We start from the raw sequence: 26,265 nt of genomic DNA on the forward strand, positions 1-26,265 counted from the left end.
GATAAGCCATGTCCCCTATGCCCCTCATTGGCGTGACGGCGTGCCGGCAGACGCTCGGCAAATACGATTCCCATACCGTCGGCGACAAGTACGTCGAGGCGGCGGGTCATGCCGGCGTGCCGGTGGTGCTGCCGGCGCGCAGCGTGCCGAGCGATCCGCAGGCGCTGCTGGCGCACCTTGACGGCCTGCTGTTCACCGGCTCGCCTTCCAATGTCGAGCCCCATCACTACCAGGGACCGGCGAGTCTCGCCGGCACCCACCACGATGCCGCGCGCGACGCCTACACCCTGCCGCTGCTGCGCCTGGCCATCGACCGCGGCATTCCGGTGTTCTGCATCTGCCGCGGCTTTCAGGAGCTGAACGTGGCCCTGGGCGGCAGCCTGCATCAGCGCGTCCAGGAGCTGCCCGGGCATGCCGATCACCGCGAGCCCCAGAGCGAGCTGCTCGCCGAGCAGTACGCGCCCACGCACCCGGTCACCGTGCCGCCTGGGGGAGTGTTCGAGCGCCTCGGCCTGCCGGCCAGCTTCCAGGTGAATTCGCTGCACAGCCAGGGTATCGCGCGCCTGGCGCCCGGGCTGCGCATCGAGGCCCATGCGCCGGATGGGCTGGTGGAAGGGGTATCCCTGGCCAATGCTCCGGGCTTCGTCGTCGGGGTGCAGTGGCATCCCGAGTGGAATTTCCGCGACAACCCCGAATCCCTGGCGCTGCTGGACGCGTTCCGCGACGCCTGCCAGCGCCATGCCGCCGCGCGCTAGGCACCTTGCCGCACACGCCGCACTCTGAATAACAAGACCAACAGCAGGACAGAGACCTATGACTGAACAGCGCAAGGGCACGCCGGCCGGCGGCTCGGACACCGCCGGGCCGGCAGCCCTGGCCGATCCGTCCGCCAAGGGCCTGGCCGCCGGCTCCCTCGGCCTGCTCGCCTGCGTGGTGCTGGGCATCTCCACCATCGCCCCCGTCTACACCCTGACCGGCGCCCTGGGCCCCACCGTGCGCGAGGTGGGCGTCTATCTGCCGGCGGTCTTCATCGTCGGCTTCCTGCCGATGCTGCTGGTGGCCCTGGGGTATCGCGAGCTGAACGCGGTTGATCCGGACAGCGGTACCTCCTTTACCTGGTCGACCCGCGCCTTCGGTCCCATGATCGGCTGGATCGGCGGCTGGGGCCTGGTCACGGCCACCACCATCGTGCTGTCCAACCTCGCCGGGGTGGCGGTGGACTTCTTCTACCTGTTCCTCGCCCAGCTTAGCGGCCGGGCGGAGCTGGCGGCGCTGTCGCAGCACCTGCTGGTGAACGTCGTCACCTGTTGCGTCTTCATCGCCATCGCGGTCTGGATCAGCTGTCGCGGCATCGGCATGACCATGAGCGTCCAGTACGGCCTGGTGGCCTTGCAGCTGCTGGTACTGATCGGCTTTTCCCTGGCGGCCTTCAATGCCGCGCCCGAGGCGGCGCCGGTGGTCTTCCACCCGGAGTGGTTCAATCCCTTCAACGTCGAATCCTTTTCCGCCTTCGCGGCGGGGCTGTCGCTGTCGATCTTCATCTTCTGGGGCTGGGATGTCTGCCTCACGGTGAGCGAGGAATCGGTGGGCAGCCAGAAGGTGCCGGGGCGGGCGGCCACGGTCACGGTGCTGCTGATCCTGCTGCTGTACCTCTTCACCGCAGCGGCGACCCTGCAATTCGCCGGCATCAGCGAAGCCGGCCTGGGCCTGGGTAATCCGGAGATCCAGGAAAACGTCTTCGCCCACCTGGCCGGTCCGGTAATGGGGCCGCTGGCGATCCTGATGTCCATCGCGGTGCTGGCCAGCACCGCCGCCTCGCTGCAGTCCACCTTCATCTCCCCGGCGCGCACCCTGCTGGCGATGGGGTACTACGGCGCGGTGTCGCGGCGCTTCGCCCACATCTGCCCGAGATCGCGCACGCCGCGCTATGCCACCATCGCCGCGGGCATCGCCACCGGCGGCTTCTATGTGGTCATGCGCACCCTGAGCGACAACGTCCTGGCGGACACCATCACCGCCCTGGGCATGATGATCTGCTTCTACTACTCGCTGACCGCCTACGCCTGCGTCTGGTACTTCCGCCGCAGCCTGTTCGACAGCCTGCGCCATGCGCTGCTGCGTGGCCTCTGCCCGTTGCTGGGCGCCATCATCCTCTCGGTGATCTTCTGGCAGACCGCCATCGCCAGCCTCTCGCCGGACTTCGGCAGCGGCTCCCACCTCGGCGGCATCGGCCTGGTGTTCATCATCGCCGTGACGATCCTGGCACTGGGCCTGGTGCTGATGCTGTTCGCCCGCTGGCGCGCGCCGGCGTTCTTCCAGGGCGAGACCCTGGAGGCACAGCCGCACCAGGGCTGAGGAGGCGGGCAGGGCGCCCGCACCCAGGGTCAGTGACCCATGACCGCTGAGCCGCTCGCCCGGGTGCCGGCGGGAAAGCCGTGGCGCCGGGCACTGGCGGCGATGGCCAGGGCGCTCAGTGACAGCGCCACCACCGCCCAGCTCAGCGCCTGGGGGCCGATGCCGTCCAGCAACAGGCCGCCGAGGATGCCGCCCCCGGCGATGGCGCTGTTCCAGGTCACCACGTTCATCGCCAGAGCAGCATCGGCGCCACTCCCCGCGGTATCCGCCAGGGCGGTCTGCAGCAGGGTGGCCGCACCGCCAAAGGTCAGGCCCCAGCCAAAGACGCCCAGGTACTGCAGCGGCGCCGAGTCACGATTGAGTCCCAGCAGCAGCGCGATCGCGGCGAAGCCGAGGAGACTCAGCAACACCGCTCGCCGCAGGCTGTGGTCGACGATCCGCCCGGTGATCCAGATCCCCGCCAGTGACGCCGCCCCGAAGGTCAGCAGCACTCGATCGACCTGGTCGCCCAGCCCGGCCTGGGCGAGGAAGGGGGCGATATAGGTGTAGAGCAGGTTGTGGGCCAGCATCCAGGTAAAGACCACGCCGAGGATGGCGCGAATGCCGGGCGTGGCGAACACCTGGCGCAGCGGCAGGCGCTGGCCCTCGGTCTGCCCCGGATAGTCGGGCACCTTGGCCAGCACCCAGACGATCAGGCCGAGGGTGAGGGCGGACATGCAGGCAAAGGCCAGCCGCCAGCCCAGCAGCCCGCCCAGCCAGGTCCCCAGGGGTACGCCCAGCGACAGGGCGACCGGCGTGCCGAGCATGGCGATGGCCATCGCCCGCCCTTGCAGGCGCGGCACTACCAGACGCCGGGCATAGCCGGCCAGCAGACTCCAGGCGAGGCCGGCCGCGGCCCCGGCGGCGAAGCGGGCGACCAGGGTCAGCGGATAGCTGGAAGAGAGCGCGGTGAGGGTGTTGAACAGCAGAAAGCCCAGGATGGTCGCCAGCAGCACCCGGCGACGCCGCCAGTGCGCCGTCGCCAGGGTGAGGGGGATGGCGGCCGTCAGCGAGCCGGCGGCATAGGCGGTCACCGTCTGCCCGGCCAGGGCATTGGAGACCTGGAGTCCCTGGGCGATCCCGGGGAGCAGGCCGGCGGGCAGGGTCTCGGTCATGATGCAGATGAAGCCGGTCATCGCCAGCGCCAGCAGCGCGGCCACTGGCAGGCGTTCAGGGTTGGGGGTCGCGGTCACGGCTAGGCTCCTTAGATATGTATCGATCGGTATATATCTAAGCAGCAGGTCCTCGGGCTGGTCAATGAATTCTGTATCGTCTAGTATAAAAATCGATTTTGACGAGGAGTACGGCTGTGGCTCAGGTGGGGCGTCCGCGGTCCTTCGACCGCACCCAGGCAATCGATGACGCGATGCTGCTGTTCTGGCGCTATGGCTATGAGGCGACCTCCCTGAGTCGGCTCAAGGCGGCGATCGGCGGCGGCATCACCGCGCCCAGCTTCTATGCGGCCTTTGGTTCGAAGGAGGCGCTGTTCAAGGAGGTAGTCGCCCGCTACATGGAGACCCATGGCCGGGTGAACGATCCGCTGTTCGACGAGACCCTGGCCCCGCGGGAGGCGATTGCCTCGGCCCTGTCTCGCTCGGCGCGGATGCAGTGCGACGAGCGCCTGCCCAAGGGCTGCCTGGTGGCGCTCGGCACCCTGGGCTCCTATGCGGATGAAGACTCCAGCATTCCGCTGCCCCTGCGCGAGGCCCGTGCCCGGATCCGCGCCGGTCTGCTGGCCTGCGTCAGGCGCGGTATCGACCGTGGCGATCTCGCGGCGGGCACCGAAGCGCCTGTCCTGGCGACGCTGTTCGAAGGCTTGCTGCTGGGCATTTCACCCATGGCGCGGGATGGCGTGGCGTTGCCCGTGATCGAGGGCGCCATCACCCTGGCGCTGACGCTCTGGGACGCTCATCGGCCGTGATCGCACGGGGGTGGCGTCAGGGCGCCTGCCGTTCTGCGCTGGGCATGGCTGGCGAGGGGGCTGCCAGGGCTATGCGGTCGATGACGTCCTGGTAGGGGACGAGATCGAGAAAGGCCTCGACCTGGGTCGCCCGTGCCCCGTTCATCCTGAAGATCCACACGTATTCGTTGCGATAGGGCGCGCCATCGCGCGCGGTGGCCGTGCCCATCCAGCGCACCACGACCTGATCCTCGCGTGCCCAGATGCCCTCGACCCGGGGCACGATGGGCGTGGCCAGGCGCTGCGCGAAGGGGCGTACGGCGCGTTGCAGAAAATCCTCGCGGCCATGGTAGGTGCCCGCTGCCGGACCGCTGCCCCGGATGGTCCAGACCACCGTGGGCGAGAGCAGGTCGTCGAACAGACTGCCGCGGCCCGCGCTCCAGTTCGCGAAGGCCCGTTCGACCAGGCGTTGGTTGCGTTCAGCGGTGGATTCGGCGGCTGCGCCGCCGCTCCAGAGAACACTCAAAAGGGCGAGCGCCAGCAGCGCGCTTCCGGTCAGACGTTTGGCTGGATTCATGGCGGTAGCCTCGTGCAGGACGGAGTGGAGGTGGGCAGCGGCGCCGGCAAACGGCACCTGCCTGGAACCCACCTTAGGCCGCTGACGGCGTCCGCATAACCGGCCCGGGGCTGGACACTCCGGTTAGCGCGCCTTGACGCCAGGGTCACCCTCCGATTCCGGCCGTCGGGTGAAGCCTGGCGGCCAGCGTCCACGCCTTCTGTCTCAACCCACCAGCGGCGGCGTCCGCGGCGGTATCTGGCGCTTGGAGCCGGTCGCCTCATAGGCGGCGGCCAGGCGCAGCAGGTTGGCGTCGTCATAGGCGCGACCGGCGAAGGTCAGGCCCACCGGCATGCCGATGTCGGCCATCACGCCCATGGGCACGGTCACGGTCGGCACGCCCAGGTGGCGGATGGCGAGGTTGCCGTTGGCGACCCAGACGCCGTTGCTCCAGGCGATGTCGGCCGAAGCGGGATTGATCTCGGCATCCGCCGGGGCCACGTCGGCCACGGTGGGAAAGAGCACCGCGTCCAGGCCCTGGGCCTCGAGCCAGTCTTCCAGATCCAGTTTGCGCGTCCGTTCCAGGCCGCGCAGGCCGTCGGGGAGGGTGGTGATCTGCTCCAGGGTCTTGAGCCCCCGCTCGGCCATGCGCACGTATTCGGCCATGCCGGCGGCCAGGTCGCCTTCCCGATTGGGCAGGGTGCCGGGCTCGTGGGGAAAGATCAGTTCGCCGTCGACGTCCACCAGGCGATTGAGCCTGGGATCGTTGTTGTCGCGCAGGAAGGTGTCGAAGCCCCAGGCGGACAGGTCCCAGAGTTCGTCATGGAGAAATTCCCGGGAGACGATGCCGCGGTTGAACACCGTGGGTGCGCCGGGGCGGTCGCCTTCGCAATTGGAGACCAGCGGGAAGTCCACCTCGATCACGCTGGCGCCGGCCGCTTCCAGCGCCGCGCGGGCCTGTTCCCAGAGGGCGATCACCGAGTCGCGGGTCTGGATGCGCTGACCGGTGGGACCGCCGATGCCGGGATTCTCGCTGGTGCCGGCGTCCGGATCCTGGTTGATGAACATGCGCGGCACGCCCAGGCGCTTGCCGGCCAGAGCATTGGGACCGGTGGCCAGGGCCGGGTAGGACGCCGGACGTACCGCCGAGGCCAGCGGCAGCGGCACCCAGGGTTGCAGGCGCCAGAGATCGCCTGAGGTATCGGGATCGTCGGCCACCACCACGTCGAGCACTTCCAGCAGATCGGCCATGGTGCGGGCATAGGGCACCACCACGTCCATGGTCGGCGTCAGCGGCCAGTTGCCGCGCACCGAGATGATTCCCCGCGAGGGGGTGTAGGCGCAGAGGCCGTTGTTGGACGCCGGGCCGCGGCCGCTGGACCAGGTTTCCTCGGCCAGACCGAAGGCGGCGAAGCTGGCTGCGGTGGCGGTGCCGGCACCATTGGAGGAGCCGGAGGCGAAGGGCGCGGTCAGGTAGCCGGCGTTGTAGGGGCTTTCGGCGCGGCCATAGACGCCGCGCTGCATACCGCCGTTGGCCATGGGCGGCATGTTGGTCTTGCCCAGGCAGATGGCGCCTGCAGCACGCAGCCGCTCGACGGTGAAGGCGTCGCGCTGGGCGACTAGGTCCTTGAAGGCCGGGCTGCCGGAAGCGGCGGTAAGGCCCTTGACCAGGTAGCTGTCCTTGGCCGTGTAGGGGATGCCGTCCAGCGGCCCCAGGGTCTCGCCACGGGCGCGCCGGCGATCGGACGCGGCCGCTTCGGCCAGGGCCTCGGGATTGCGCACCACCACGGCATTGAGCGCGGTGGCGCTGGTGGGTGGATCGTAGGCGTCGATCCGGGCCAGGTAGGCCTCGACCAGCGCTACCGCAGTGGTCTGGCCGGTTTCGAGTGCGCGACGCAACTCGGCGATGGAGCGTTCGGTAACTTCGATCATGGTGGGTCGCCGTTGAGGATTCCACGGTACGGGACAGGCGGCTGCCAGAGATCCCGGGAGAAAAAAGCACCGCTGCAGTGTACACCCGAAGCCCACCGCCTTTTGATTGCGTCCGTGCATGGAAGCCTTGCCGGACCGCCCATGCAGGTTGAGCTGTCGGCCTCTATGCTTGGCGTTAACTCAACCCGTTGGCCACGCCTGGAGGCGATCCCGTGGCCGGAGTCGATCATGCTGAAATGGCTGAGCAACGAGCGCAGGGTGCTGCGCTTTTCCATTGCCGTCACGGTGCTGCTGGCGGCCGTGGGTATCGCCTTCGGGGTGCTGTCCGGTTCCTATGCCATCGTCTTCGACGGCTTCTATTCGCTGACCGACGCCTTCATGAGCGGCGTGGCGCTGCTGGTGGCCATGCTGATCCACCGGCATGCGCAGGAACCGGAGGGCGATCGGCGACTGGCCGAGCGCTTCAACATGGGTTTCTGGCACCTCGAACCCATGGTCCTGGCGCTCAACGGCAGCGTGCTGTGCATCGTGGCCTGTTACGCGCTGGTCAACTCGATCATCAGCCTGATGAGTGGCGGCAAGGCACTGGCATTCGGCATGGCGCTGCTCTATGCGCTGGTCGCGGCCCTGAGTTGCTTTGGATTCGCCGCCCTGGTGCACCGGTTGAACCGCGACATCCAGTCGGACTTCCTCAGGCTCGACATCAAGAGCTGGATCATGTCGGGCAGCATCTCGGCTGCCCTGGTGGTGGCCTTCCTGATCGGCGCCCTGGCCCAGGGCACGGCCTATGCCTGGATCACGCCCTACATCGATCCCCTGGTGCTGTCGATCATCTGCGTGCTGATCATCCCCATACCGCTCAGGCTGGTCTGGCAGGCCGTCAGGGAGATCCTCATGGTGACCCCGCCGGAGCTCAAGCGGCAGGTCGATGAAGTCGCCCGGGGCATGGTCACGCGCTTCGGCTTTCTCGACTATCGCGCCTATGTGGCCAAGGTCGGCCGGGCGCGGCAGATCGAGCTGTACTTCATCGTGCCCCTGGGGTGGCCGGCCAAGACCCTGGACGAATGGGACGCCATCCGCGACCAGATCGGCGAGGCCATTGGCGGCGAGGGGCCGGACCGCTGGCTGACCATCGCCTTCACCACCGATCCGGCCTGGTCGCGCTAGCGCTGCACTACTGGCGCGCCGTGCAGAGGCGTTCGACGTCCGCGGCCAGTTGCTGGAGGATGACGCGGTCCTCGGCCTGGCCAAGGGTGGCCTCGGCGCGGGCCAGCGCCAGGCGCGAATGGCGCAGGCACTCGCGCCTGATCCGGGCATCGCCCTGGACCGCCAGGCGCGCCAGGGCTTTCTGCAGCCGCATGCCCACTTCCACCAGCGGCGCCGCATCGCGACCCACCGGCAGGAAGAAGTCGTCGAACAGGTCATCCAGCGACAGCTCCGGCACCTCGATCCGCGGATAGCGGGGCTCGACCGCTTCCCGCGGCTCGGTGAGCGCCGTCAGCAGCCGTTGCGCGCGACCGAGGATGGCGATGGCGGTACCCGAGTCGCTGCGCGAGGGCACCAGCGCCCCGGTGGCGATCTCGCCCAGCACCGTCAGGCCGAAGCGCGGATCCTGGTCGTGTACCCGGCGGGCATCCAGGGTGAAGGCGGCGGTCAGGCGCTGGTCCTTTTCCGGTGGCAGGCCCTCGACCCAGAGCAGCGGTTGCGCCGGATCGAGAAAGGCGCCGGGCAGAACGGCCAGACGCAGGCGACCCTGGTCGCCGCAGAGGTCCGCCAGCAGCGGCATGTCCACCCGTTGCAGATAGCCGGTGCGATCGGCCATGACCGGGCGACCACGGGCGGGCTCATCGACGGGCGCCGCCACCCCGCCCAGGTAGGGCTGGGCCAGCCAGCGCTGCAGGCTGTGTCTGGCGGCGTCCTCGATGCTGTCGCTGGTGGCATCCAGCTGGCCCAATCGTGAGAGATGGTCGATCCAGCGCAGCAGGGTAAAGACGATCAGCAGGATCACCACCAGGGTCACGGCGAAGAGCACCACCCGGCCGTTGTCGCCGTAGAGCCCGGTGCTCAGGGCGATGATGCCGACCAGGCTGAACAGGAAGGAGCCGAGAAAGGTGGCCAGGGCGTTCTGGGTGGTGCTGTCTTCCAGGAGCAGCGGATAGGCACGGGGCGTCACGCTGCTGGCGGCGGCGTTGTAGGCCGTCACCATGGTGCTGAGGGAAAAGGTGGTCACCGCCAGCATGCTGCTGGCGATGATGGTGAGGATCTTGTCGACCGCATCGGCGCCGACCTTGGCCGGCAGCGAGGTCGGGATATGGTCGCGCAGGAGCAGGGCGAGGAGGGCGGTCGCCACCCCGGCGACCGAGAACAGGGTGGCGCGAAACCACAGGCGTCGCTGCAGTCCGCGCAGGACCCAGCCCAGGCGGGCCAGCACCGCGCGTCAGCCCATGGCCGGCGGTACGGGGGTGGCGCTCAGCTGGGCGAGACGCTGGTCGGCCTGCTGCTGGAGCTTGTCGCGCATCTGCCGGGCGGCTTCGCGGGCGTCGCCGGATTTCAGGCCATTGCGGTCGGCGTCCACGGTGGTGAGCACCGCGCCCAGGGCACCATGCACCAGGCGGCCACCGGCCAGGGTGTCGCTGCGCAGCGGCTCGACGGTGAGCGGCGTGGCCGTGACGGCCAGGTCCAGGGCCTCCAGGCACAGCTGGGCGGTGGCGATGGGGATCTGCACGGCATTGGCTGCGGCCAGATTGAGCGCCTGCTGGCGGCGTTCGCCCTCGACACTGGCGCCGCTGGCCTGGCGATCGGCTTCCAGGTAGTTGGCGAAGGCCTGCACATCGGCATCGGCACAGGTGCTCAGGGCTTCCTGCAGGCGCTCGCCGACGGTGATCAGGTCGGCGTGGCGGGTCACCGGTTGGCGCTGCTGGCTGAGCTTGAGGCCCTTGAGGATCAGGGCGACACCCAGGCAGGCCGCCACGGTAGCCGCCGCGCCACTGCCCGGGGTGGGCAGGGTGGAGCCGGTGCCGTCGCGGAACTGGGCGAGGGTCTGCTGCCAGAGAGTAGAGGTTTCGTTCATGCCAACCGCCTGCAAGCAAAGGGTAAGGGATTCGGTCACGACCGAACGCTGTTTGGATCGTGCGAAACGGCTGGGGTTCGCAAGCTAAGTGCAATAAGCGACAGGCTTTATTTCGATTTACGTCGTACCTCGGCCGGCGTTCGGTTAAGGTAATCCTGAAACAATAAGTTACAAGGAGTCACCTGTGGATCCTGCTGCGCTCGCCTGGGTCGCCCATGACACCCGGCTGATCTTCTGCTGCCTGGCCGCCATCCTGGCCATCGTCCTGCTCATCGGCGTCACCCGTCTGCCCCCCTTCCTGTCCATTCTCATCGGCACCTTCATCGCCGGGCTGGGCGCCGGCTTGCCCGCCGAGGCCGTGGCCAAGGCCTTCAGCAAGGGCGCGGGCGGCATCCTCGGCGAGGCCGGCATCATCATCGCCCTGGGCTCCATGCTCGGCGCGCTGATGGCCGAGTCCGGCGCCGCCGACCGCATCGCCAGTACCCTGCTGGGGCTGGGCAAGGGCCGCAGCCTGCCGTGGGTGATGGCGCTGGTGGCCATGGTCATCGGCCTGCCGCTGTTCTTCGAAGTGGGCCTGGTGCTGATGGTGCCCATCATCTTCGTCATGGCGCAGCGCTCCGGGCAGCCGCTGCTGCGCATCGCCATTCCGGCGCTGGCGGGCATGACCACCCTGCATGCTCTGCTGCCGCCGCATCCCGGTCCGCTCATTGCGGTCGGGGCGCTGCACGCGGACCTCGGTCTGACCATGCTCCTGGGACTGGCGATCGCCATCCCCGCGGTGATCCTGGCCGGGCCGCTGTACGGCGGCTGGCTGTCGCGGCGCATGACCATCCAGCCGCCGGCGGAGCTGGGCGAGCTGTTCAGCGCCCGCGACCAGCACGCCCGCCAGCCGGGTTTCGGCCTGTCGCTCCTGGTGATCCTGCTGCCGGTGCTGCTGATGCTGGGCAGCACCTTCGCCAAGGTCGCCCTGGATCCCCACAGCGGTCTGGCGGAGGGGCTGAAGTTTCTTGGTGAACCCCTGATCGCCCTGGGTCTCGCCGTGCTGGCGGCCACGGTGCTGCTCGGCTGGGGCAGCGGCATGCCGCGCGAGCGCGTCGGTGGCGTGCTGCGCAAGAGCCTGGCGCCCATCGCCGCGCTGCTGCTCACCATCGGCGCCGGCGGCGGCCTCAAGCAGACACTGCTCGACGCCGGCGTCAGCCATACCGTGGCCAAGGTGGCCGAAGGCGCCCATCTGCCCTACATCCTGCTGGCCTGGCTGATCGCCGTGGCGCTGCGCCAGGCGACCGGTTCGGCGACGGTGGCCACCACCACCACGGCCGGGATCCTCGCGCCAGTAGTGGCCGGGCTGGCCGGTCCCCAGGCTTCGCTGATCGCCCTGGCCATCGGCGCCGGTTCGGTGTTCTTCTGCCACGTCAACGACGCCGGCTTCTGGATGGTGCGCGAATACTTCGGCCTGGAGCTCAAGCAGACGCTGTGGGTCTGGTCGGTGCTGCAGACCCTGGTTTCCGTCACCGGCCTCGCGGGTACGCTATTGTTGTCGCTCTGGCTCTAGCTGAGAGGTGCCCATGGAGACCGCTCCCACCCTGAACCGCCCGCGCCGCCGCGATCTGTTCCTGGGCTTCTTCGGCCTGGGTATCACGGCCTTCGGCGGGGTGTTGCCGCTGGCGCGGCGCTACCTGGTGGAGAAGCGTCGCTGGCTGTCGGCGGAGGAATTCACCGAGTTGCTCGGTCTCTGTCAGTTCCTGCCGGGTGGCAACATCATCAATCTCTCGGTGGCGGTGGGCATGAGATTCGCCGGCTGGAGCGGCGCTCTGGCCGCTGCCGCCGGACTGCTGGTGGGGCCGACCCTGGTGGTGGTCGGCCTGGGCGTGCTCTATGACCGCTACCACGACGATCCGCTGGTGGGGCGCGCCTTCGCCGGACTCGCCGCCGCGGCGGCCGGGCTGCTGGTGGCCATGGCCGTCAAGCTGGTCCAGCCCCTGCGCGGTCGCTGGCTGGCCCTGGGCATCGCCTGCCTGGCGTTTCTCGCCCTGGCGCTGCTCAAGCTGCCGCTGCTCTGGACCATGCTGGTGCTCACCCCCATCAGCGTGCTGCTCAGCTATCGGCAGGGCCTATGAGCACGACCCTGCTGGCCCTGGCGCTGATCTTCACCCAGCTTTCGCTGCTGGCCTTTGGCGGTGGCAACTCGGTGCTGCCGGAGATGCAGCGCCAGGTGGTGACGGTGCACGGCTGGATGAGCGCTGCCGACTTCGCCGCCCTGTTCGCCCTGGCCCAGGCCGCGCCCGGTCCCAACCTCATGATCGTGCCGCTGATCGGCTGGCACGTGGCCGGCTGGCCCGGGCTGCTGGTGACCTCCCTGGCCAAGTTCGTGCCGTCCTCGCTGCTGACCCTGGGCGTGCTACACCTCTGGCAGCGCTTCGCCGATCGCCCCTGGCGGCGGCATCTGCAGGCCGGGCTGGTGCCGGTCACCGTCGGCCTGGTGGCGGCCAGCGCCTGGCTGGTGGGCAGCAGCGTGGCCACCGCGCCGCTGTGGGTGCTGATCCTGGCCGCAGGCGCCCTGGGCTCGCTGTTCACCCGCTGGCATCCGCTGTGGCTGCTGGCCGGCGGGGCCCTGGTCGGGGTGCTGTTCGGACCCTGAACCGCGAGGGGCCCCAGGCACTGCCGGACGCGGATAGCGTCGAAGTCCTTACCTCAATCGAGAACACCGCTGTGATCACCCGTCCCCAGAATCCCTCGCTGCGCGAGCTGCTGTTCACCGTGCGCGGCTCCATCGTCCAGGCGATCTGGCCCAAGCTGCTCTATGTGGTGCTGCTGAGCCTGGCGGTGACCCTGAGCCATGGCGTCTTCCTGCGCTTCGACTTCGGCCTGACCACCACGCCGCTGACCCTCTGGGGTCTGACCCTGGCGATCTTTCTCGGCTTTCGCAACACCACCGCCTACCAGCGCTTCTGGGAGGCGCGCGGTCTGTGGGGCGAATTGCTGATCGCCGGGCGCAACTTGGCGCGCCAGGTCGAGACCCTGCTGCCGGGGCTGAGCTCGACCGAGCGCCGCCAACTGCTGACTCCGCTGCTCGCCTTCGGTTATGCCCTGCGTGACCACCTGCGCCGTGAAGCGCCGTCGGCCGATCTGCAGCGCGTGTTGGTGGGAGAGGATGCTTTGCTCGCGGCACCGCACCGAACCAGCGCGCTGATCCGCCGGCTGGGCACCCGCCTGGTCGCCAGGGCCCGCGAAGAAGGCCTCGGCGATCCGCTGATCGCCAACCTCGACCGCCAGCTGGACCGGCTGACCGCGGTGCTCAGCGGCTGCGAGCGCATCCGCCAGACGCCCATTCCCTATCCCTACATCCTGATGCTGCACCGGGTGGTGCACGTCTATTGCTTCCTGCTGCCGTTCTGTCTGGTGGACAGCCTGGGCTGGTTCACGCCCCTGGCGGTGCTGGTGCTGGCCTACACCTTCTTCGGCCTGGACGCCCTGGGCGACCAGATCGCCGATCCCTTCGGCACCCAGCCCAACCACCTGCCGCTGGACGCCCTCAGCCGCGGCCTGGAGATCGCCGTGCTGGACCTGCTGGGCGAGCCTACGCCCGAGCCGATCCGGGCGGAGGCGGGGTTGTTGCGGTGAGGGCAGGGCGGATAGCCCCCTATCCCCGTGGGAGAGGGCTGGAGTGAGGGCACGCCTCACCGCGGACACTGGGCACGACAGTGCGCCCACGGTGATAGCCCGATGACCGATCGGCAGCTACCGGTTCCTCAAGCGCCGAACGCCTGCACGAATAGCCCCCTATCCCCGTGGGAGAGGGTTGGGGTGAGGGCACGCCTCACCGCTGACACTGGGCACGACAGTGCGCCCACGGTGATAGCCCGATGACCGATCGGCAGCTACCGGTTCCGCAAGCGCCGAACGCCTGCACGAATAGCCCCCTCTCCCTGTGGGAGAGGGTTGGGGTGAGGGCACGCCTCACCGCGGACGCCCAGTGGAAAAGGCTGCGCCGTTTTCCACGCTACGGCTATCGATATTCCTGGCGTCGACTCAGTCCATTGTGTCCTTTGGTACCCGCCGCGGTCGCCTGAGCAACTCCCCCTGGCAATTCGGGCAGCGCTGCTGTAACGGCCCCACGGCGCATTCCGCGCAAAAGGTGCACTCATAGGAGCAGATCAGCGCCTCTTCGCTCTCCATCGGCAGCGCCTTGGCACAGTGTTCACACGAGGTACGCATGTCCAGCATGACTGTCTCTCCCTGATCAGGCGCCAAAACGCGCCGCGTAGTCCTGGGGGCTGACCGCCAGGTGCTTGTGAAAGGTGCGCCGGAGATTTTCCGGATGGCCGAAGCCGCACAGGCGTGAGACCGTGGCGATGGAGGCCTGGCCGTCCTGCAGGAGCACCCGCGCCGTCTCCAGGCGGACCTGCTCGACATAGCGCCCCGGTCCCATGCCCACCTCGCGGCTGAACAGGCGCGACAGGGTGCGCGGCGCCATATGGGCGCGCTCGGCCAGTCGCTCCAGGCCCAGGTCTTCCCCCAGGTGACCGGGAATCCAGTCGAGCAGGGCGGCCAGTCGCGGCGTCCGCCCCGGGTCAGGGGCCAGGCAGGCGCTGAATTGCGCCTGGCCACCGGGGCGGCGCAGGAACATCACCAGCCGGCGCGCCACCGCCAGGGCCAGAGGACGCCCCAGGTCGGCTTCCACCAGCGCCAGCGCCAGGTCGATGCCGGCGGTGACACCGGCCGAGGTAAACACATGGGGATCGCCATCGCGTCCCTGGGGATCGTAGGTATGCAGGCGATCGCCCTGCACCGCGATGGCCGGAAAGGTCGCGAGTTCGTCGACATAGGCCCAGTGGGTGGTGGCGCGCCGGCCGTCCAGCAGCCCGGCACTGGCCAGCAGCAGGGCGCCGGAACATACCGAGCCGAGTCGTCGTATCCGGGGTTCCAAGTCGCGCAGCCAGGCCAGCAGCCCGGCGTCCTGGCGCAGCGTCTCGATGCCCAGGCCGCCGGGGACGAGCAGGGTGTCCACCTCGCCCACGTCGAGGTCGTACCAGCACTGTTCGGCCTGGATGCCGATCCCGGCGGAGGTACGCACCAGCCCTTCGGCGGCGCCCAGCAGGCGCAACTGATAGTGGGCGGGCAGCCCCTGGCGCTCCCGTTCCAGATTGGCCGAGGCGAACACCTGCAGCGGACCGGTGACGTCCAGACTCATGACATCGGGATAGAGCAGGGCGGCGATCAGCGGCATGGGTGGCTCTCCGTAGCGATCTGCCGAGGATGCCCTGGCCGCCAGGCTGGCGACAAGGTCAAACACCCCACGAATCTGGCCATCCTGCGACAGGTTGGATTTGGCGGCACCCGCGCCCGGCCTTATCATCGCCGCCCATGAACTACACCGATCCCAAGCAACTGGCGCCGCTGCTGGAAGCCATCCTGCTCGCCGCCGGCCGACCCCTGACCCTGGAGCGCCTGGCCGAACTCTTCGAAGAGTACGAACGCCCCGAGCCCGCCCACCTGCGTGCTGGTCTCGCGGTGCTCGGCGGCTCCTGCCGCAAGCGCGGCTTCGAACTCAAGGAAGTGGCCTCCGGCTATCGTCTACAGGTGCGCGAAAAGTACGCGCCCTGGGTCGGACGGCTCTGGGAAGAGCGCCCACCGCGCTATTCCCGCGCCATGCTGGAGACCCTGGCGCTGATCGCCTATCGCCAGCCCATCACCCGCGGCGAGATCGAGGAGGTGCGCGGGGTGGCGGTCAACAGCCAGATCGTCAAGACGCTGCTGGAGCGCGACTGGATCCGCGTGGTCGGCTATCGCGACGTGCCCGGGCGCCCGGCCATGTTCGCCACCACCAAGACCTTTCTCGACTATTTCGACCTGCGCAGCCTGGACCAACTGCCGCCCCTGGCCGAAGTCCGCCAACTGGAGCCCGAGCCGGCCTCGGTGCTGGAAGACCCCGAACTGAGTCTGGCGGCCCTGGGCGTCGGTGATGCGCAAGAAGTGGAGGAGGGCACCCTGGTGCTTCCCGAACGCACCAGCTTCCGCACCCTGCTCACCGAGCTGGACGCCATGGAAACCGGCCTCAAGACCGATTTCGATGATCTGCAGCAGGCGGCGGACGAGGAAGACCAGGGTTGAGTCGGGCCCGTTGGGCTTCGCGTTGCTCAACCCAACCTTCACGCTGAACCGCCCCTTTCCCGCCGAAAGCAGACCCCTCGCTCGAACAACCCCCTCTCCCTCGGGGAGAGGGCCGGGGTGAGGGCGCGCTTCACGATGAAGGCCCAAGCGGAAAAGGCTGCGCCGTTTTCCACGCTACGGTGCTTTCCTGACCGCGGAAGACCAACCGCTCGCTCAAACAACCCCGCTCCCTCTGGGAGAGGGCCGGGGTGAGGGCACGCTTCACGATGAAGGCCCAGGCGGAAAAGGCTGCGCCGTTTTCCACGCTACGGTGCTTTCCTGGCCGCGGAAGACCAACCGCTCGCTCGAACAACCCCTCTCCCCTAGGGAGAGGGTTGGGGTGAGGGCAGGGCTCACCATGGGTGCTTGACCGGAACAGGCTCCGATTCGTATCGCGGCCATGCCGGTGCGCCGTAGCGACCGCTCCTACAGAAGATCCAGCTGCTGTAGGAGCGGCCCATGGCCGCGATAAAGACAGTGGCTCTTATCCTCGGAACTCCCCCGTAGGAGCGGCCGCATCCGTGGACCGACCTTGCCGCAAACGAAAACGAAAAAAGCGCCCGAAGGCGCTTTTTCAGCTGAGTCCTACAGACCTCAGGCCGGCGCGTTGACCAGCGCCTTGCAGGTATCGAGCATACGGTTGGAGAAGCCCCACTCGTTGTCGTACCAGGCCATGATCTTCACCAGCTTGCCGCTCACCTTGGTGTGGTTGGCGTCGAAGATCGACGACAGGCGGTTGTGGTTGAAGTCGATGGAGACCAGCGGCTTGTCGTTGTAGCCCAATACCGGCGAGGCTTCGGCCGCGGCCTTCATGAAGGCGTTGATGGTCTTGGCGTCGGTTTCCTTGGCGGTCAGGATGGTCAGATCGACCAGTGACACGTTGATGGTCGGCACCCGCACGGCCATGCCGCTAAACTTGCCTTGCAGCTCCGGCAGTACCAGGCCCACGGCCTCGGCGGCACCGGTCTTGGTCGGGATCATCGACTGGGTGGCCGAACGCGCCCGGAAGGGGTCGGAGTGATAGACGTCCGACAGGTTCTGGTCGTTGGTGTAGGCATGGATGGTGGTCATCAGACCGTTCTCGATGCCCAGTTCGCGCTGCAGCACCTGGGCGACGGGCGCCAGGCAGTTGGTGGTGCAGGAGGCGTTGGAGATGATCTGGTGCGACTGGCGCAGGATGTTGTCGTTGACGCCATAGACGATGGTGGCGTCCACGTCCTTGCCCGGGGCCGAGATGATCACCTTGGAGGCGCCGGCTTCCAGGTGGGCAGCGGCCTTGTCGCGGTTGGTGAAGAGACCGGTGCACTCGAACACCACGTCGACCTTCATCTCTTTCCACGGCAGCTCGGCCGGATTGCGGATGGCCGTCACGGCGATGCGATCGCCATTGACCACCAGCTTGTCGCCCTCGACGGACACCTCGGCAGGGAAGCGGTCATGAACGCTGTCATACTGTAGGAGATGCGCATTGATGGCGGCGTCGCCCAGGTCGTTGATCGCGACGACCTCCAGGTCCTGGCGATAGCCTTCGGTATACAGCGCCCGCAGCACGTTGCGGCCGATGCGTCCAAAACCATTGATGGCAATACGAATACTCATTGAGAGAAACCTCGCGATAGCTGGGTTTTGTTGTAAAAAACATTACACATGACGCGTGCTAAGCGGAATAATAGCGCCAATTTGGCTGTGAATGTTTTAAATAACAACAAATTTAGCCCGGTGGAGAATCGAAACCATGCATCCTCGCGTCCTCGAAGTCACACAGCGGTTGGTGGAACGCAGTCGTCCGACCCGTGAGCGTTACCTCGCCATGATCCGGGCCGCCGCCAGCGACGGTCCGCAGCGCGGCAAACTGCAATGCGCCAATTTCGCCCATGGCGTCGCCGGGTGTGGATCCTCGACGGATAAGCAGCGCCTCCGTTTGATGGACCAAGCCAACGTCGCCATCGTTTCCAGCTACAACGACATGTTGTCGGCTCACCAGCCCTATGAGCACTATCCGGAGATCATCAAGCAGGCCCTGCGCGAGATCGGCTCCGTCGGTCAGTTCGCCGGTGGCGTACCCGCCATGTGCGATGGCGTGACCCAGGGCGAGGCCGGCATGGAGCTGAGTCTGGCGAGTCGCGAAGTCATCGCCATGTCCACCGCCGTGGCCCTGTCGCACAACATGTTCGACGCCGCGCTGCTGCTCGGCATCTGCGACAAGATCATTCCCGGCCTGATGATCGGCGCGCTGCGCTTCGGCCATCTGCCGATGATCTTCGTCCCGGGCGGCCCCATGCCGTCGGGCATCTCCAACAAGGAGAAGGCGCGCGTGCGCCAGGCCTTCGCCGAGGGCAAGGCGACCCGCGAAGAGCTGCTGGAATCGGAGATGAAGTCCTACCACAGCCCCGGCACCTGCACCTTCTATGGCACCGCCAACACCAACCAGGTGGTGATGGAGGTCATGGGCCTGCACCTGCCGGGTTCCTCCTTCGTCAATCCCTATACCCCGCTGCGTGACGAACTCACCCGCGAGGCGGCGCGCCAGGTGACCCGCATCACCCACCAGGGCGGCAACTTCATGCCGCTGGGCGAGATCGTCGACGAGAAGTCCATCGTCAACTCGGTGGTGGCCCTGAGCGCCACCGGCGGCTCGACCAACCACACCCTGCACATCCCGGCCATCGCCCAGGCCGCCGGCATCCAGCTGACCTGGGACGATATGGCCGAGATCTCGGCGGTGACCCCGACCCTGGCCCAGGTCTATCCCAACGGCAAGGCCGACGTGAACCACTTCCACGCCGCCGGTGGCGTCAACTTCATGGTGCACACCCTGCTCGAGGCCGGGCTGCTGCACGAAGACGTCAACACCATCATGGGCCGTGGCCTGTCGCGCTACCTGCAGGAACCCTTCCTGGTGGACGGCAAGCTGGAATGGCGCACCGGCCGGGCCGAGAGCCTGGACGAGGACATCCTGCGTCCGGCCAGCCGCCCGTTCAACGAGGAGGGCGGTCTGCGCGTCATGCAGGGCAACCTCGGTCGCGGCGTGATGAAGGTGTCGGCCGTGGCGCCCAAGCACCAGCTGGTGGAAGCCCCGGCGCGGGTCTTCCATGACCAGAGCGAACTGGCGGCCGCCTTCAAGGCCGGCGAGCTGGAGCGCGATTTCGTCGCGGTGGTACGCTTCCAGGGACCCAAGGCCCTGGGCATGCCCGAGTTGCACAAGCTCACCCCCTACCTGGGCGTGCTGCAGGATCGCGGTTTCAAGGTGGCGCTGGTCACCGACGGCCGCATGTCCGGCGCCTCGGGCAAGGTTCCGGCGGCGATTCACGTCTGCCCGGAAGCCATCGATGGCGGTCCGCTGGCCAAGGTCTGTGATGGCGATCTCATCCGCGTCGATGGGCGTACCGGAGAGCTGAAGATTCTGGTCCCGGCGGACGAATGGATGGCCCGCCAGGCGGTCGAAGCGCCCCAGGGTACCGGGGTAGGCTGTGGTCGTGAGTTGTTCGCCTTCATGCGCGGCGCCATGAGCACGGCCGAATCGGGTGCCAGTGCATTTACTTCCAGCCTGGAGGCGCTGAAATGAGTTTGGCTTTGGTTGGCGACATCGGGGGCACCAATGCCCGCTTCGCCCTGTGGCGCGACGGTCGCCTGGAGGCCATCGAGGTCTTCGCCTGTGCGGATTACGCCTGCCCGGAAGACGCCGTGCGCAAGTACCTGGCGCAGACCGGCGTGGCGCTGGACGACATCACCGCCGTGTGCCTCGCCTGTGCGGGCCCGGTGGGCGAGGGTGACTTCCGCTTCACCAACAATCACTGGGTGATCAAGCGCGAGCAGTTCTGCCGCGAGCTGGGCCTGACCCATCTGCTGCTGATCAACGACTTCACCTCCATGGCCTGGGCGATCGCCCGCCTGGATCCGGCGGACTCCGTCCAGGTGCGCGACGGCATTGCCCTGCCGACCCGCCCGCGCCTGGTGATCGGGCCGGGCACCGGCCTGGGTCTCGCCAGCCTGGTGCCGAGCGGCAAGGATCGCTGGATCGTGCTGCCCAGCGAGGGCGGTCATGTCGACCTGCCGATCAACACCCAGCGCGAATTCGATATCTGGAAGATCCTCAAGCGCCAGTTCGGCAACCACGTCTCCGCCGAGCGCGTGGTGTCCGGCAGCGGCCTGGTCAACCTCTATCACGCGAGTTGCGAACTGGACGGCCGGACCGCCGCCCTGCACAGCGCGGCGGACATCTGCGAGCTGGCGCTCAAGGGTGATCCCTATGCCGACGCCGTGCTGGAACAGTTCTTCATCTGGCTGGCGCGGGTCGCCGGCAACGCGGCCCTGACCCTGGGCGCCCTGGGTGGCGTCTACATCGCCGGTGGCATCCTGCCGCGCTTCGTCGAGCGCTTCCAGAGCGGGGCCTTCGCCCATGCCTTCGCCGACAAGGGCAAGACCAGCAGCGCCTACCTCAAGGACATCCCGGCCTGGCTGGTGACCGCCGAGTACCCGGGCCTGTTCGGTGCCGGCGTCGCCCTGGATCAGACCATCGCCGAGGCACGGCAGGCCTGATCCATCCCCGGGGACGGGCGACTACTCAAGGTCGCCCGACCCCGGTATGCTGCCGGCACTACCGGTAGCTGGCCTCCGGCCAAGACAACAAGAGCGAACATCGCCATGTCCACCCTGGGCAAATCCCTCCTGGTCGTCGATGACGACGGGGAAATCCGTGAGCTTCTCGACGCCTATCTCACCCGTGCCGGCTATCGGGTGCGCGCCGTCGGCGACGGCCGCGAACTGCGCCGGGCGCTGGGCGACTTCGTCCCCGATCTGCTGATCCTCGACGTCATGCTTCCCGGCGAAGACGGCTTCGCCCTCTGCCGCTGGATGCGCGAGCAGTCGAGCTGCCGCCAGGTGCCCATCATCATGCTCACCGCCAGTTCCGACGAAGCCGATCGGGTCATCGGCCTAGAGCTGGGCGCCGACGACTACCTGGGCAAGCCCTTCAGTCCGCGTGAATTGCTGGCGCGCATCAAGGCGCTGCTGCGCCGGGCCGGCTTCGGCGAGACGCGCCCGGCGGCCACCGGTCTGCTCACCTTCGACGACTGGCGCCTGGATCCGGTCAGCCACCGGCTGTTCCATCGCGACGGTGAGGAGGTGATCCTCTCCGGCGCCGATTTCACCCTGCTCAAGCTGTTTCTCGACCATCCCCAGCAGATCCTCGATCGCGACACCATCGCCAATGCCACCCGCGGCCGCGAGGTGCTGCCGCTGGAGCGCATCGTCGACATGGCGGTGAGTCGCCTGCGCCAGCGCCTGAGAGACACCGGCAAGTCGCCGCGGCTGATCCGCACCGTACGGGGTTCCGGCTACCTGCTCGCCGCCGAGGTCAGCGGACTGGTCGCCGATGCGGTGTAGCGGTCTGCTCGCGCGGCTGGTGCCGCGTTCCCTGTTGGCGCGGATGCTGCTCCTGACCCTGCTGGCGGTGCTCCTGGCCCAGGGTGCCTCGGCACTGTTCTGGTCCGCCTCCCTGCGCAGCGACCGCAACCAGGGCCTGCAGACGGCGGCCCGCAGCCTGGGCTATTCCATCGCCGCCAGCGTGCGCTACTTCAGCCTGCTGCCGCCGGCCTATCGGCCGCTGGTGCTGGAGCAGTTGCGCAACATGGGCGGCACGCGCTTCTTCGTCTCGCTCAACGAAAAGCCGCTGACCATGCAGGCGCTGCCGGATACGCCCGGCCGCCGGGCGGTGCTCCAGGGGGTCGAGGCGGTACTGCGCGAACGCCTGGGCGCGGCCATGCCCATGTACGTCGAATTCATCGGCCCGCAGCAGCTGCGGCTGTTCAACGGCGCCGTGGCGCTCGACGAACTGCCGCGCTCCTGGGCGCACTACGCCCTGAGTCTGGAGCCGCTGGAGCCGCCGGTGCTGGTGACCCAGATCCGCATCGGCGAAGGGGAGTGGGTGTATCTCGCCACCCTGATGCCGGCGCCCTACTACAGCCTGGACGAGTCCTGGCTGCCGCTGCAGCAGCTGCTGTTCATGGTCTTCAGCAGTGCCTTCCTGCTGCTGTTCATCGGCCTGCTGATCCGCTGGCAGAGTCGCCCGCTCAAGCGGCTGTCGCGTGCCGCGCGAGAGCTGTCGCTGGAGGTGCATACGCCGCCGGTGCGCGAGGAGGGCGCCCAGGAGATCCGCGAGGTCACCCGCGCCTTCAACGCCATGCGGGAACGCATCGCCCGTTACCTGGACGAGCGCGCCCAGCTGTTCAGCGCCATCTCCCACGACCTGCGCACGCCCATTACCCGGCTGCGCCTGCGCGCCGAGCTGGTGGACGACGAGGTGATGCAGGCCAAGCTGGTGCGCGATCTCGACGAGCTGGACCTGCTGGTCAAGGGCGCCCTGCAGTGCGTCAAGGACACCGACATCCACGAGAATCTGGAGCCGGTCGACCTGCAGGCGCTGCTGCTGCAGTTGGTGGAGCCCTTCACCCAGGAGCAGCCACCGCGGGTGCGCCTCACCGGAGAAGCCCGGGGCACCCTGCTGGGCAAGCCGCTGGCGCTGAAACGCTGCATCGGCAACCTGCTGGACAATGCCCTCAAGTATGGCTATCGCGCCCACCTGCAGGTGGAAGACGACGGCCAGGCCTTCGTCCTGCATGTCGACGACGAAGGCCCGGGAGTGCCGGAGCGGGAGCTGGAGCAGGTGTTCCAGCCCCATGTCCGTCTGGCCACCGACCGCCAGGGTTACGGCCTGGGCCTGGGCATCGCCCGCAACCTGGCCCATGCCCATGGTGGCGAGGTGGAGTTGCGCAACCGCCGCGAGGGCGGTCTGCGGGTGACCCTGACCCTGCCGCGCAGCTAGGTCAGAGCGGCTGATAAAACTACTGCGCGTCCGCCAGGCAGGCGCGTGCAGTGCTCGGAATCCTCATGTACCGCTTGTACACTGCGGTTCCTGCGCGCCGCGCGCGCCCGCCTGCCAACCGCTCGCTACGTTTTCTCACCGCTCTGACTCCTGCGCTATGTCACCAGCCCGTGACAAATCTCCTTCCCTTCGTTACCCACGGCCGCAGTCGTCTGACTAGACTCGGCCCAGCTCCAATAAAAAAACAACAAGGAACGACCCCCTCATGAATGCGTTGAATCGTCTCGCTCTCGCCGTTTCCCTTTCCTGCGCCGCGCTCGCCGCCCCCCTGACCGCCCATGCCGGTGAGGTCGAGGTGCTGCACTGGTGGACCTCCGGTGGCGAGGCTCGCGCCGTCGATGTCCTCAAGCAACTGATGCAGAAGCAGGGCGATACCTGGAAGGACTTCGCCGTGGCCGGTGGCGCCGGCGAGGCCGCCATGACCGTGCTCAAGACCCGCGCCGTCTCCGGCAATCCGCCGTCCGCCGCCCAGCTGAAAGGCCCCGACATCCAGGAATGGGCGGGCATGGGTTTCCTGGCCGACATCAGCGACATCGCTAAGCAGGGCAACTGGGACGGGATCCTGCCCAAGCGCGTGGCCCAGACCATGCAGCACGATGGCGAATACGTCGCGGTACCGGCCGGCATCCACCGCATCAACTGGCTGTGGATCAACCCCGCCGTCTTCAAGAAGGCCGGCGCCAAGGTCCCCACCACCCTGGACGAATTCTTCGAGGCCGCCGACAAGCTCAAGGCCGCCGGCGTCGTGCCCCTGGCCCATGGCGGCCAGAACTGGCAGGACGGCACCATCTTCGAATCCCTGGTCATGGCCATCATGGGCCCGGAAGGCTACGACAAGGTCTTCGTCCAGACCGATGCCGACACCATCCGCAGCGACAAGATGGTCGAGGTGTTCAAGACCTTCAAGCGCATCAAGGGCTATGTCGATCCCAATGCCGCCGGTCGCGACTGGAACCTGGCCACCGCCATGGTCATCGAGGGCAAGGCCGGCATGCAGATCATGGGTGACTGGGCCAAGGCCGAATTCACCGCTGCCGGCAAGAAGCCGGGCGTCGACTACGAATGCGTGGTGATGCCGGGCACCCAAGGCGACTTCATCTACAACATCGACTCCCTGGCCATGTTCAAGATCAAGAACAAGGACAACCAGAAGGCCCAGGACGACCTGGTGCGCACCGTCATCGACAAGCCCTTCCAGGAGGTCTTCAACCTCAACAAGGGCTCCATCCCGGTACGCAACGACATCGACCTGGCCAAGTTCGACAGTTGCGCCCAGCAGTCCGCCAAGGACTTCCAGGCGGCCAACGCCGACGGCAAGGCCGAGCCGAGCATGGCGCACAGCATGGCCAACACCAGCTATGTGCAGGGTGCGATCTTCGACGTGGTGACCAACTTCTTCAACGACGCCAACGCCGATCCGAAGAAGGCCACCGAGCAACTGGTCGCCGCCATCCAGGCCGCCAAGTAAGGCCAATCGCGGCCATGGCGGTCCGCCGCTGCGGCCGCTCCTGCAGGCGCCCGAACTGCCTGTAGGAGCGGCCCATGGCCGCGATAAGCCCAGGTGCTGTGCCGCGATGCATTCTGAGACCGGCCAGCTCCATAAAAATAATACCACCCCTTGGGAGCGCCCCATGGCTCTTACCGAAACCCTTCCCGTCGCGACCGTCAGTCGACGTCCGGACCGGCTGCAGCGCCTGCTGCCCAAGCTGGTGCTGGCGCCCACGGCCATCGCCATGGTCGTCTGCCTCTATGGCTACATGCTGTGGACGGCGGTGATCTCCTTTACCAACTCGCGCTTCCTGCCCAGCTACAATTTCGCCGGCTTCGCCCAGTACGCGCGGCTGCTGGAAAACGATCGCTGGCTGGTGGCCTGCAAGAACCTGGCGATCTTCGGTGGCCTGTTCATCCTGCTCAGCCTGGCCATCGGCGTCTTCTTCGCCATCCTGCTGGACCAGCGCATCCGCCGCGAAGGCTTCATCCGCACCATCTACCTCTATCCCATGGCGCTGTCGATGATCGTCACCGGCACCGCCTGGAAGTGGTTGCTCAACCCCGGCATGGGGCTGGACAAGCTCTTGCGCGACTGGGGCTGGGAGGGCTTTCGCTTCGACTGGCTGGTGGATCCCGACCGGGTCATCTATTGCCTGCTGATCGCCGCCCTCTGGCAGGCCTCGGGCTTCGTCATGGCCATGTTCCTCGCCGGCCTGCGCGGCGTGGATTCCTCCATCCTCAGAGCCGCCCAGGTCGACGGGGCAGGGCTGCCGACCATCTACCTGCGCATCGTCCTGCCCAGCCTGCGGCCGGTGTTCTTCAGCGCGGTGATGATCCTTGCCCACATCGCCATCAAGAGCTTCGACCTGGTGATGGCCATGACCGCGGGCGGCCCCGGTTACGCCTCGGACCTGCCAGCGGTGTTCATGTACCAGCACACCTTCACCCGTGGCCAGATGGGCCTGGGTTCAGCCAGTGCGGTGCTGATGCTCGGCGCAGTGCTGGCGGTGCTGGTGCCCTACCTCTACTCGGAATTGCGGAGCAAGCGAAATGGCTAAGGCTCTGAACGTCAATCGCGTGGCCATCCACGCCACCCTGATCATCGCCTGCGCGGTCTATCTGGTGCCGTTGCTGGTGATGCTGCTGACCAGCTTCAAGACCCCGGACGACGTCCGCACCGGCAACCTGCTGAGCCTGCCCCTGGATTGGACGATCATCGGCTGGCTCAAGGCCTGGGACGTGGTGCACAGCTACTTCTGGAACTCCTTCATGATCACCGTCCCGGCGGTGCTCATCTCCACCTTCATCGGCGCGCTCAACGGCTACGCCCTGTCGAAGTGGCAGTTCCGCGGGTCGAATCTGCTGTTCAGCCTGCTGCTGTTCGGCTGCTTCATTCCCTTTCAGGTGATCCTGCTGCCGATGTCCTTCACCCTCGGCCAGCTGGGCCTGGCCAACACCACCGCCGGCCTGGTGCTGGTGCACGTGATCTACGGCCTGGCCTTCACCACGCTGTTCTTCCGCAACTACTACGTGGGCATCCCCGATGCCCTGATCAAGGCGGCGCGGCTGGACGGGGCGGGCTTCTTCACCATCTTCTTCAAGATCCTGCTGCCGCTGTCCACGCCCATCGTGATGGTCAGCCTGATCTGGCAATTCACCCAGGTGTGGAACGACTTCCTGTTCGGCGTGGTGTTCGCCAGCGGCTCGTCGCAGCCCATCACCGTCGCCCTGAACAACCTGGTCAACACCAGCACCGGCGCCAAGGAATACAACGTCGACATGGCGGCCGCCATGATCGCCGCGTTGCCGACGCTGTTGGTCTACATCTTCGCGGGTAAGTATTTCGTCCGGGGCCTGACCTCGGGCGTGGTCAAAGGATAAGGAAGGCC

24 protein-coding genes and 1 other RNA gene are annotated in these 26,265 nt (G+C 67.4%); 17 read left to right on the forward strand and 8 right to left on the reverse strand.

What is annotated here, in order from left to right:
- Window positions 1–8 precede the first annotated feature (8 nt).
- Both OXS31_RS06425 and OXS31_RS06430 read left to right on the forward strand, forming a co-directional pair.
- Window positions 9–755 (forward strand): gamma-glutamyl-gamma-aminobutyrate hydrolase family protein, encoded by a 747-nt coding sequence (locus OXS31_RS06425; RefSeq protein WP_267398373.1) that lies wholly within the window; start codon window positions 9–11, stop codon window positions 753–755.
- Window positions 756–813: 58 nt separating this feature from the next.
- Complete coding sequence (locus OXS31_RS06430; protein WP_027599684.1) at window positions 814–2,355, forward strand: APC family permease; 1,542 nt, start codon at window positions 814–816, stop codon at window positions 2,353–2,355.
- Window positions 2,356–2,384: 29 nt separating this feature from the next.
- Here the strand turns inward: OXS31_RS06430 and OXS31_RS06435 are convergent, their stop codons facing one another.
- Complete coding sequence (locus OXS31_RS06435) at window positions 2,385–3,530, reverse strand: MFS transporter (RefSeq protein WP_190971377.1); 1,146 nt, start codon at window positions 3,528–3,530, stop codon at window positions 2,385–2,387.
- A gap of 173 nt (window positions 3,531–3,703) precedes the next feature.
- Here OXS31_RS06435 and OXS31_RS06440 point away from each other — a divergent pair, with 173 nt between their 5' ends.
- Window positions 3,704–4,315, forward strand: coding sequence for a TetR/AcrR family transcriptional regulator (locus tag OXS31_RS06440; protein WP_108580978.1), 612 nt, complete (start codon window positions 3,704–3,706; stop codon window positions 4,313–4,315).
- 16 nt (window positions 4,316–4,331) lie between these two features.
- On the opposite strand, the gene OXS31_RS06445 is transcribed toward OXS31_RS06440, so the two are convergent.
- Both OXS31_RS06445 and OXS31_RS06450 read right to left on the reverse strand, forming a co-directional pair.
- Entirely contained in the window at window positions 4,332–4,871 is a 540-nt protein-coding gene (locus OXS31_RS06445) for a nuclear transport factor 2 family protein (RefSeq protein WP_108580977.1), read from the reverse strand.
- Window positions 4,872–5,075: 204 nt separating this feature from the next.
- Complete coding sequence (locus OXS31_RS06450) at window positions 5,076–6,782, reverse strand: amidase (protein ID WP_074582857.1); 1,707 nt, start codon at window positions 6,780–6,782, stop codon at window positions 5,076–5,078.
- Window positions 6,783–7,010: 228 nt separating this feature from the next.
- On the opposite strand from OXS31_RS06450, the gene OXS31_RS06455 reads away from it, so the two are divergent.
- Window positions 7,011–7,949 (forward strand): cation transporter, encoded by a 939-nt coding sequence (locus OXS31_RS06455; protein ID WP_042133664.1) that lies wholly within the window; start codon window positions 7,011–7,013, stop codon window positions 7,947–7,949.
- Between the two features lie 7 nt (window positions 7,950–7,956).
- Here the strand turns inward: OXS31_RS06455 and OXS31_RS06460 are convergent, their stop codons facing one another.
- Together OXS31_RS06460 and OXS31_RS06465 are read right to left on the reverse strand one after the other, a co-directional pair.
- Window positions 7,957–9,213, reverse strand: a complete 1,257-nt coding sequence (locus tag OXS31_RS06460; RefSeq protein ID WP_144953456.1) for a DUF2254 domain-containing protein — start codon at window positions 9,211–9,213, stop codon at window positions 7,957–7,959.
- A 6-nt stretch (window positions 9,214–9,219) separates the two neighbouring features.
- On the reverse strand, window positions 9,220–9,852 hold the full coding sequence (locus OXS31_RS06465) for a cyclodeaminase/cyclohydrolase family protein (RefSeq protein WP_007158689.1): 633 nt from the start codon (window positions 9,850–9,852) through the stop codon (window positions 9,220–9,222).
- Between the two features lie 184 nt (window positions 9,853–10,036).
- On the opposite strand from OXS31_RS06465, the gene OXS31_RS06470 reads away from it, so the two are divergent.
- From OXS31_RS06470 to OXS31_RS06485, 4 genes are all read left to right on the forward strand, one after another.
- Window positions 10,037–11,404 carry a gluconate:H+ symporter gene (locus tag OXS31_RS06470; RefSeq protein ID WP_267398376.1) on the forward strand — a complete coding sequence of 456 codons (1,368 nt, stop codon included), beginning with the start codon at window positions 10,037–10,039 and terminating at the stop codon, window positions 11,402–11,404.
- Window positions 11,405–11,417: 13 nt separating this feature from the next.
- Complete coding sequence (locus OXS31_RS06475; RefSeq protein ID WP_027602041.1) at window positions 11,418–11,969, forward strand: chromate transporter; 552 nt, start codon at window positions 11,418–11,420, stop codon at window positions 11,967–11,969.
- Complete coding sequence (locus tag OXS31_RS06480) at window positions 11,966–12,490, forward strand: chromate transporter (protein ID WP_007158686.1); 525 nt, start codon at window positions 11,966–11,968, stop codon at window positions 12,488–12,490. The genes OXS31_RS06475 and OXS31_RS06480 overlap by 4 nt, the downstream gene beginning before the upstream one ends.
- A gap of 71 nt (window positions 12,491–12,561) precedes the next feature.
- Window positions 12,562–13,473: a bestrophin family ion channel gene (locus tag OXS31_RS06485; RefSeq protein WP_267398377.1), complete on the forward strand. Its 912-nt coding sequence runs from the start codon at window positions 12,562–12,564 to the stop codon at window positions 13,471–13,473.
- 408 nt (window positions 13,474–13,881) lie between these two features.
- Here OXS31_RS06485 and OXS31_RS06490 read toward each other — a convergent pair whose 3' ends face one another.
- On the reverse strand, window positions 13,882–14,076 hold the full coding sequence (locus OXS31_RS06490) for a DUF1272 domain-containing protein (protein WP_346659869.1): 195 nt from the start codon (window positions 14,074–14,076) through the stop codon (window positions 13,882–13,884).
- Between the two features lie 16 nt (window positions 14,077–14,092).
- On the reverse strand, window positions 14,093–15,079 hold the full coding sequence (locus tag OXS31_RS06495; RefSeq protein ID WP_267398378.1) for a DJ-1/PfpI family protein: 987 nt from the start codon (window positions 15,077–15,079) through the stop codon (window positions 14,093–14,095).
- Between the two features lie 137 nt (window positions 15,080–15,216).
- Here OXS31_RS06495 and scpB point away from each other — a divergent pair, with 137 nt between their 5' ends.
- A complete protein-coding gene (gene scpB, locus OXS31_RS06500; RefSeq protein ID WP_181083594.1) occupies window positions 15,217–15,963 on the forward strand; it encodes an SMC-Scp complex subunit ScpB in 747 nt (248 codons plus the stop codon).
- 633 nt (window positions 15,964–16,596) lie between these two features.
- Here the strand turns inward: scpB and gap are convergent.
- Window positions 16,597–17,601 carry a type I glyceraldehyde-3-phosphate dehydrogenase gene (gene gap, locus OXS31_RS06505; RefSeq protein ID WP_007158681.1) on the reverse strand — a complete coding sequence of 335 codons (1,005 nt, stop codon included), beginning with the start codon at window positions 17,599–17,601 and terminating at the stop codon, window positions 16,597–16,599.
- Window positions 17,602–17,737: 136 nt separating this feature from the next.
- Here gap and edd point away from each other — a divergent pair, with 136 nt between their 5' ends.
- From edd to OXS31_RS06545, 8 genes are all read left to right on the forward strand, one after another.
- Window positions 17,738–19,567, forward strand: coding sequence for a phosphogluconate dehydratase (gene edd, locus OXS31_RS06510; RefSeq protein WP_007158680.1), 1,830 nt, complete (start codon window positions 17,738–17,740; stop codon window positions 19,565–19,567).
- A complete protein-coding gene (locus OXS31_RS06515) occupies window positions 19,564–20,541 on the forward strand; it encodes a glucokinase (RefSeq protein ID WP_007158679.1) in 978 nt (325 codons plus the stop codon). The genes edd and OXS31_RS06515 overlap by 4 nt, the downstream gene beginning before the upstream one ends.
- A gap of 105 nt (window positions 20,542–20,646) precedes the next feature.
- A complete protein-coding gene (locus OXS31_RS06520; RefSeq protein WP_027599669.1) occupies window positions 20,647–21,387 on the forward strand; it encodes a response regulator transcription factor in 741 nt (246 codons plus the stop codon).
- A complete protein-coding gene (locus tag OXS31_RS06525; protein WP_115945466.1) occupies window positions 21,377–22,825 on the forward strand; it encodes an ATP-binding protein in 1,449 nt (482 codons plus the stop codon). Before OXS31_RS06520 ends, OXS31_RS06525 begins: the two co-directional genes overlap by 11 nt.
- A gap of 65 nt (window positions 22,826–22,890) precedes the next feature.
- Window positions 22,891–22,965: non-coding RNA, sX9 sRNA (locus OXS31_RS06530), on the forward strand.
- Between the two features lie 125 nt (window positions 22,966–23,090).
- A complete protein-coding gene (locus tag OXS31_RS06535) occupies window positions 23,091–24,353 on the forward strand; it encodes an ABC transporter substrate-binding protein (RefSeq protein WP_267398380.1) in 1,263 nt (420 codons plus the stop codon).
- 163 nt (window positions 24,354–24,516) lie between these two features.
- A complete protein-coding gene (locus OXS31_RS06540; protein WP_074582831.1) occupies window positions 24,517–25,434 on the forward strand; it encodes a sugar ABC transporter permease in 918 nt (305 codons plus the stop codon).
- On the forward strand, window positions 25,427–26,257 hold the full coding sequence (locus tag OXS31_RS06545; protein WP_007158674.1) for a carbohydrate ABC transporter permease: 831 nt from the start codon (window positions 25,427–25,429) through the stop codon (window positions 26,255–26,257). The genes OXS31_RS06540 and OXS31_RS06545 overlap by 8 nt, the downstream gene beginning before the upstream one ends.
- Window positions 26,258–26,265 lie beyond the last annotated feature (8 nt).

It is taken from the genome of Pseudomonas sp. GM_Psu_1, from assembly GCF_026544185.1.
Lineage (GTDB): Bacteria > Pseudomonadota > Gammaproteobacteria > Pseudomonadales > Pseudomonadaceae > Chryseomonas > Chryseomonas oryzihabitans.

Excerpts from the sequence above, each read along its gene's own strand:
- OXS31_RS06480 (WP_007158686.1), top strand. The coding sequence starts at position 11,966 with ATGAGCACGACCCTGCTGGCCCTGGCGCTGATCTTCACCCAGCTTTCG.
- OXS31_RS06545 (WP_007158674.1), top strand. The coding sequence starts at position 25,427 with ATGGCTAAGGCTCTGAACGTCAATCGCGTGGCCATCCACGCCACCCTG.
- gap (WP_007158681.1), bottom strand. The coding sequence starts at position 17,601 with ATGAGTATTCGTATTGCCATCAATGGTTTTGGACGCATCGGCCGCAAC.
- OXS31_RS06435 (WP_190971377.1), bottom strand. The coding sequence starts at position 3,530 with ATGACCGGCTTCATCTGCATCATGACCGAGACCCTGCCCGCCGGCCTG.
- scpB (WP_181083594.1), top strand. The coding sequence starts at position 15,217 with ATGAACTACACCGATCCCAAGCAACTGGCGCCGCTGCTGGAAGCCATC.
- OXS31_RS06520 (WP_027599669.1), top strand. The coding sequence starts at position 20,647 with ATGTCCACCCTGGGCAAATCCCTCCTGGTCGTCGATGACGACGGGGAA.
- OXS31_RS06515 (WP_007158679.1), top strand. The coding sequence starts at position 19,564 with ATGAGTTTGGCTTTGGTTGGCGACATCGGGGGCACCAATGCCCGCTTC.
- OXS31_RS06455 (WP_042133664.1), top strand. The coding sequence starts at position 7,011 with ATGCTGAAATGGCTGAGCAACGAGCGCAGGGTGCTGCGCTTTTCCATT.
- OXS31_RS06525 (WP_115945466.1), top strand. The coding sequence starts at position 21,377 with ATGCGGTGTAGCGGTCTGCTCGCGCGGCTGGTGCCGCGTTCCCTGTTG.
- OXS31_RS06430 (WP_027599684.1), top strand. The coding sequence starts at position 814 with ATGACTGAACAGCGCAAGGGCACGCCGGCCGGCGGCTCGGACACCGCC.
- OXS31_RS06445 (WP_108580977.1), bottom strand. The coding sequence starts at position 4,871 with ATGAATCCAGCCAAACGTCTGACCGGAAGCGCGCTGCTGGCGCTCGCC.
- OXS31_RS06465 (WP_007158689.1), bottom strand. The coding sequence starts at position 9,852 with ATGAACGAAACCTCTACTCTCTGGCAGCAGACCCTCGCCCAGTTCCGC.
- OXS31_RS06495 (WP_267398378.1), bottom strand. The coding sequence starts at position 15,079 with ATGCCGCTGATCGCCGCCCTGCTCTATCCCGATGTCATGAGTCTGGAC.
- OXS31_RS06475 (WP_027602041.1), top strand. The coding sequence starts at position 11,418 with ATGGAGACCGCTCCCACCCTGAACCGCCCGCGCCGCCGCGATCTGTTC.
- OXS31_RS06535 (WP_267398380.1), top strand. The coding sequence starts at position 23,091 with ATGAATGCGTTGAATCGTCTCGCTCTCGCCGTTTCCCTTTCCTGCGCC.
- OXS31_RS06450 (WP_074582857.1), bottom strand. The coding sequence starts at position 6,782 with ATGATCGAAGTTACCGAACGCTCCATCGCCGAGTTGCGTCGCGCACTC.
- OXS31_RS06490 (WP_346659869.1), bottom strand. The coding sequence starts at position 14,076 with ATGCTGGACATGCGTACCTCGTGTGAACACTGTGCCAAGGCGCTGCCG.
- OXS31_RS06540 (WP_074582831.1), top strand. The coding sequence starts at position 24,517 with ATGGCTCTTACCGAAACCCTTCCCGTCGCGACCGTCAGTCGACGTCCG.
- edd (WP_007158680.1), top strand. The coding sequence starts at position 17,738 with ATGCATCCTCGCGTCCTCGAAGTCACACAGCGGTTGGTGGAACGCAGT.
- OXS31_RS06425 (WP_267398373.1), top strand. The coding sequence starts at position 9 with ATGTCCCCTATGCCCCTCATTGGCGTGACGGCGTGCCGGCAGACGCTC.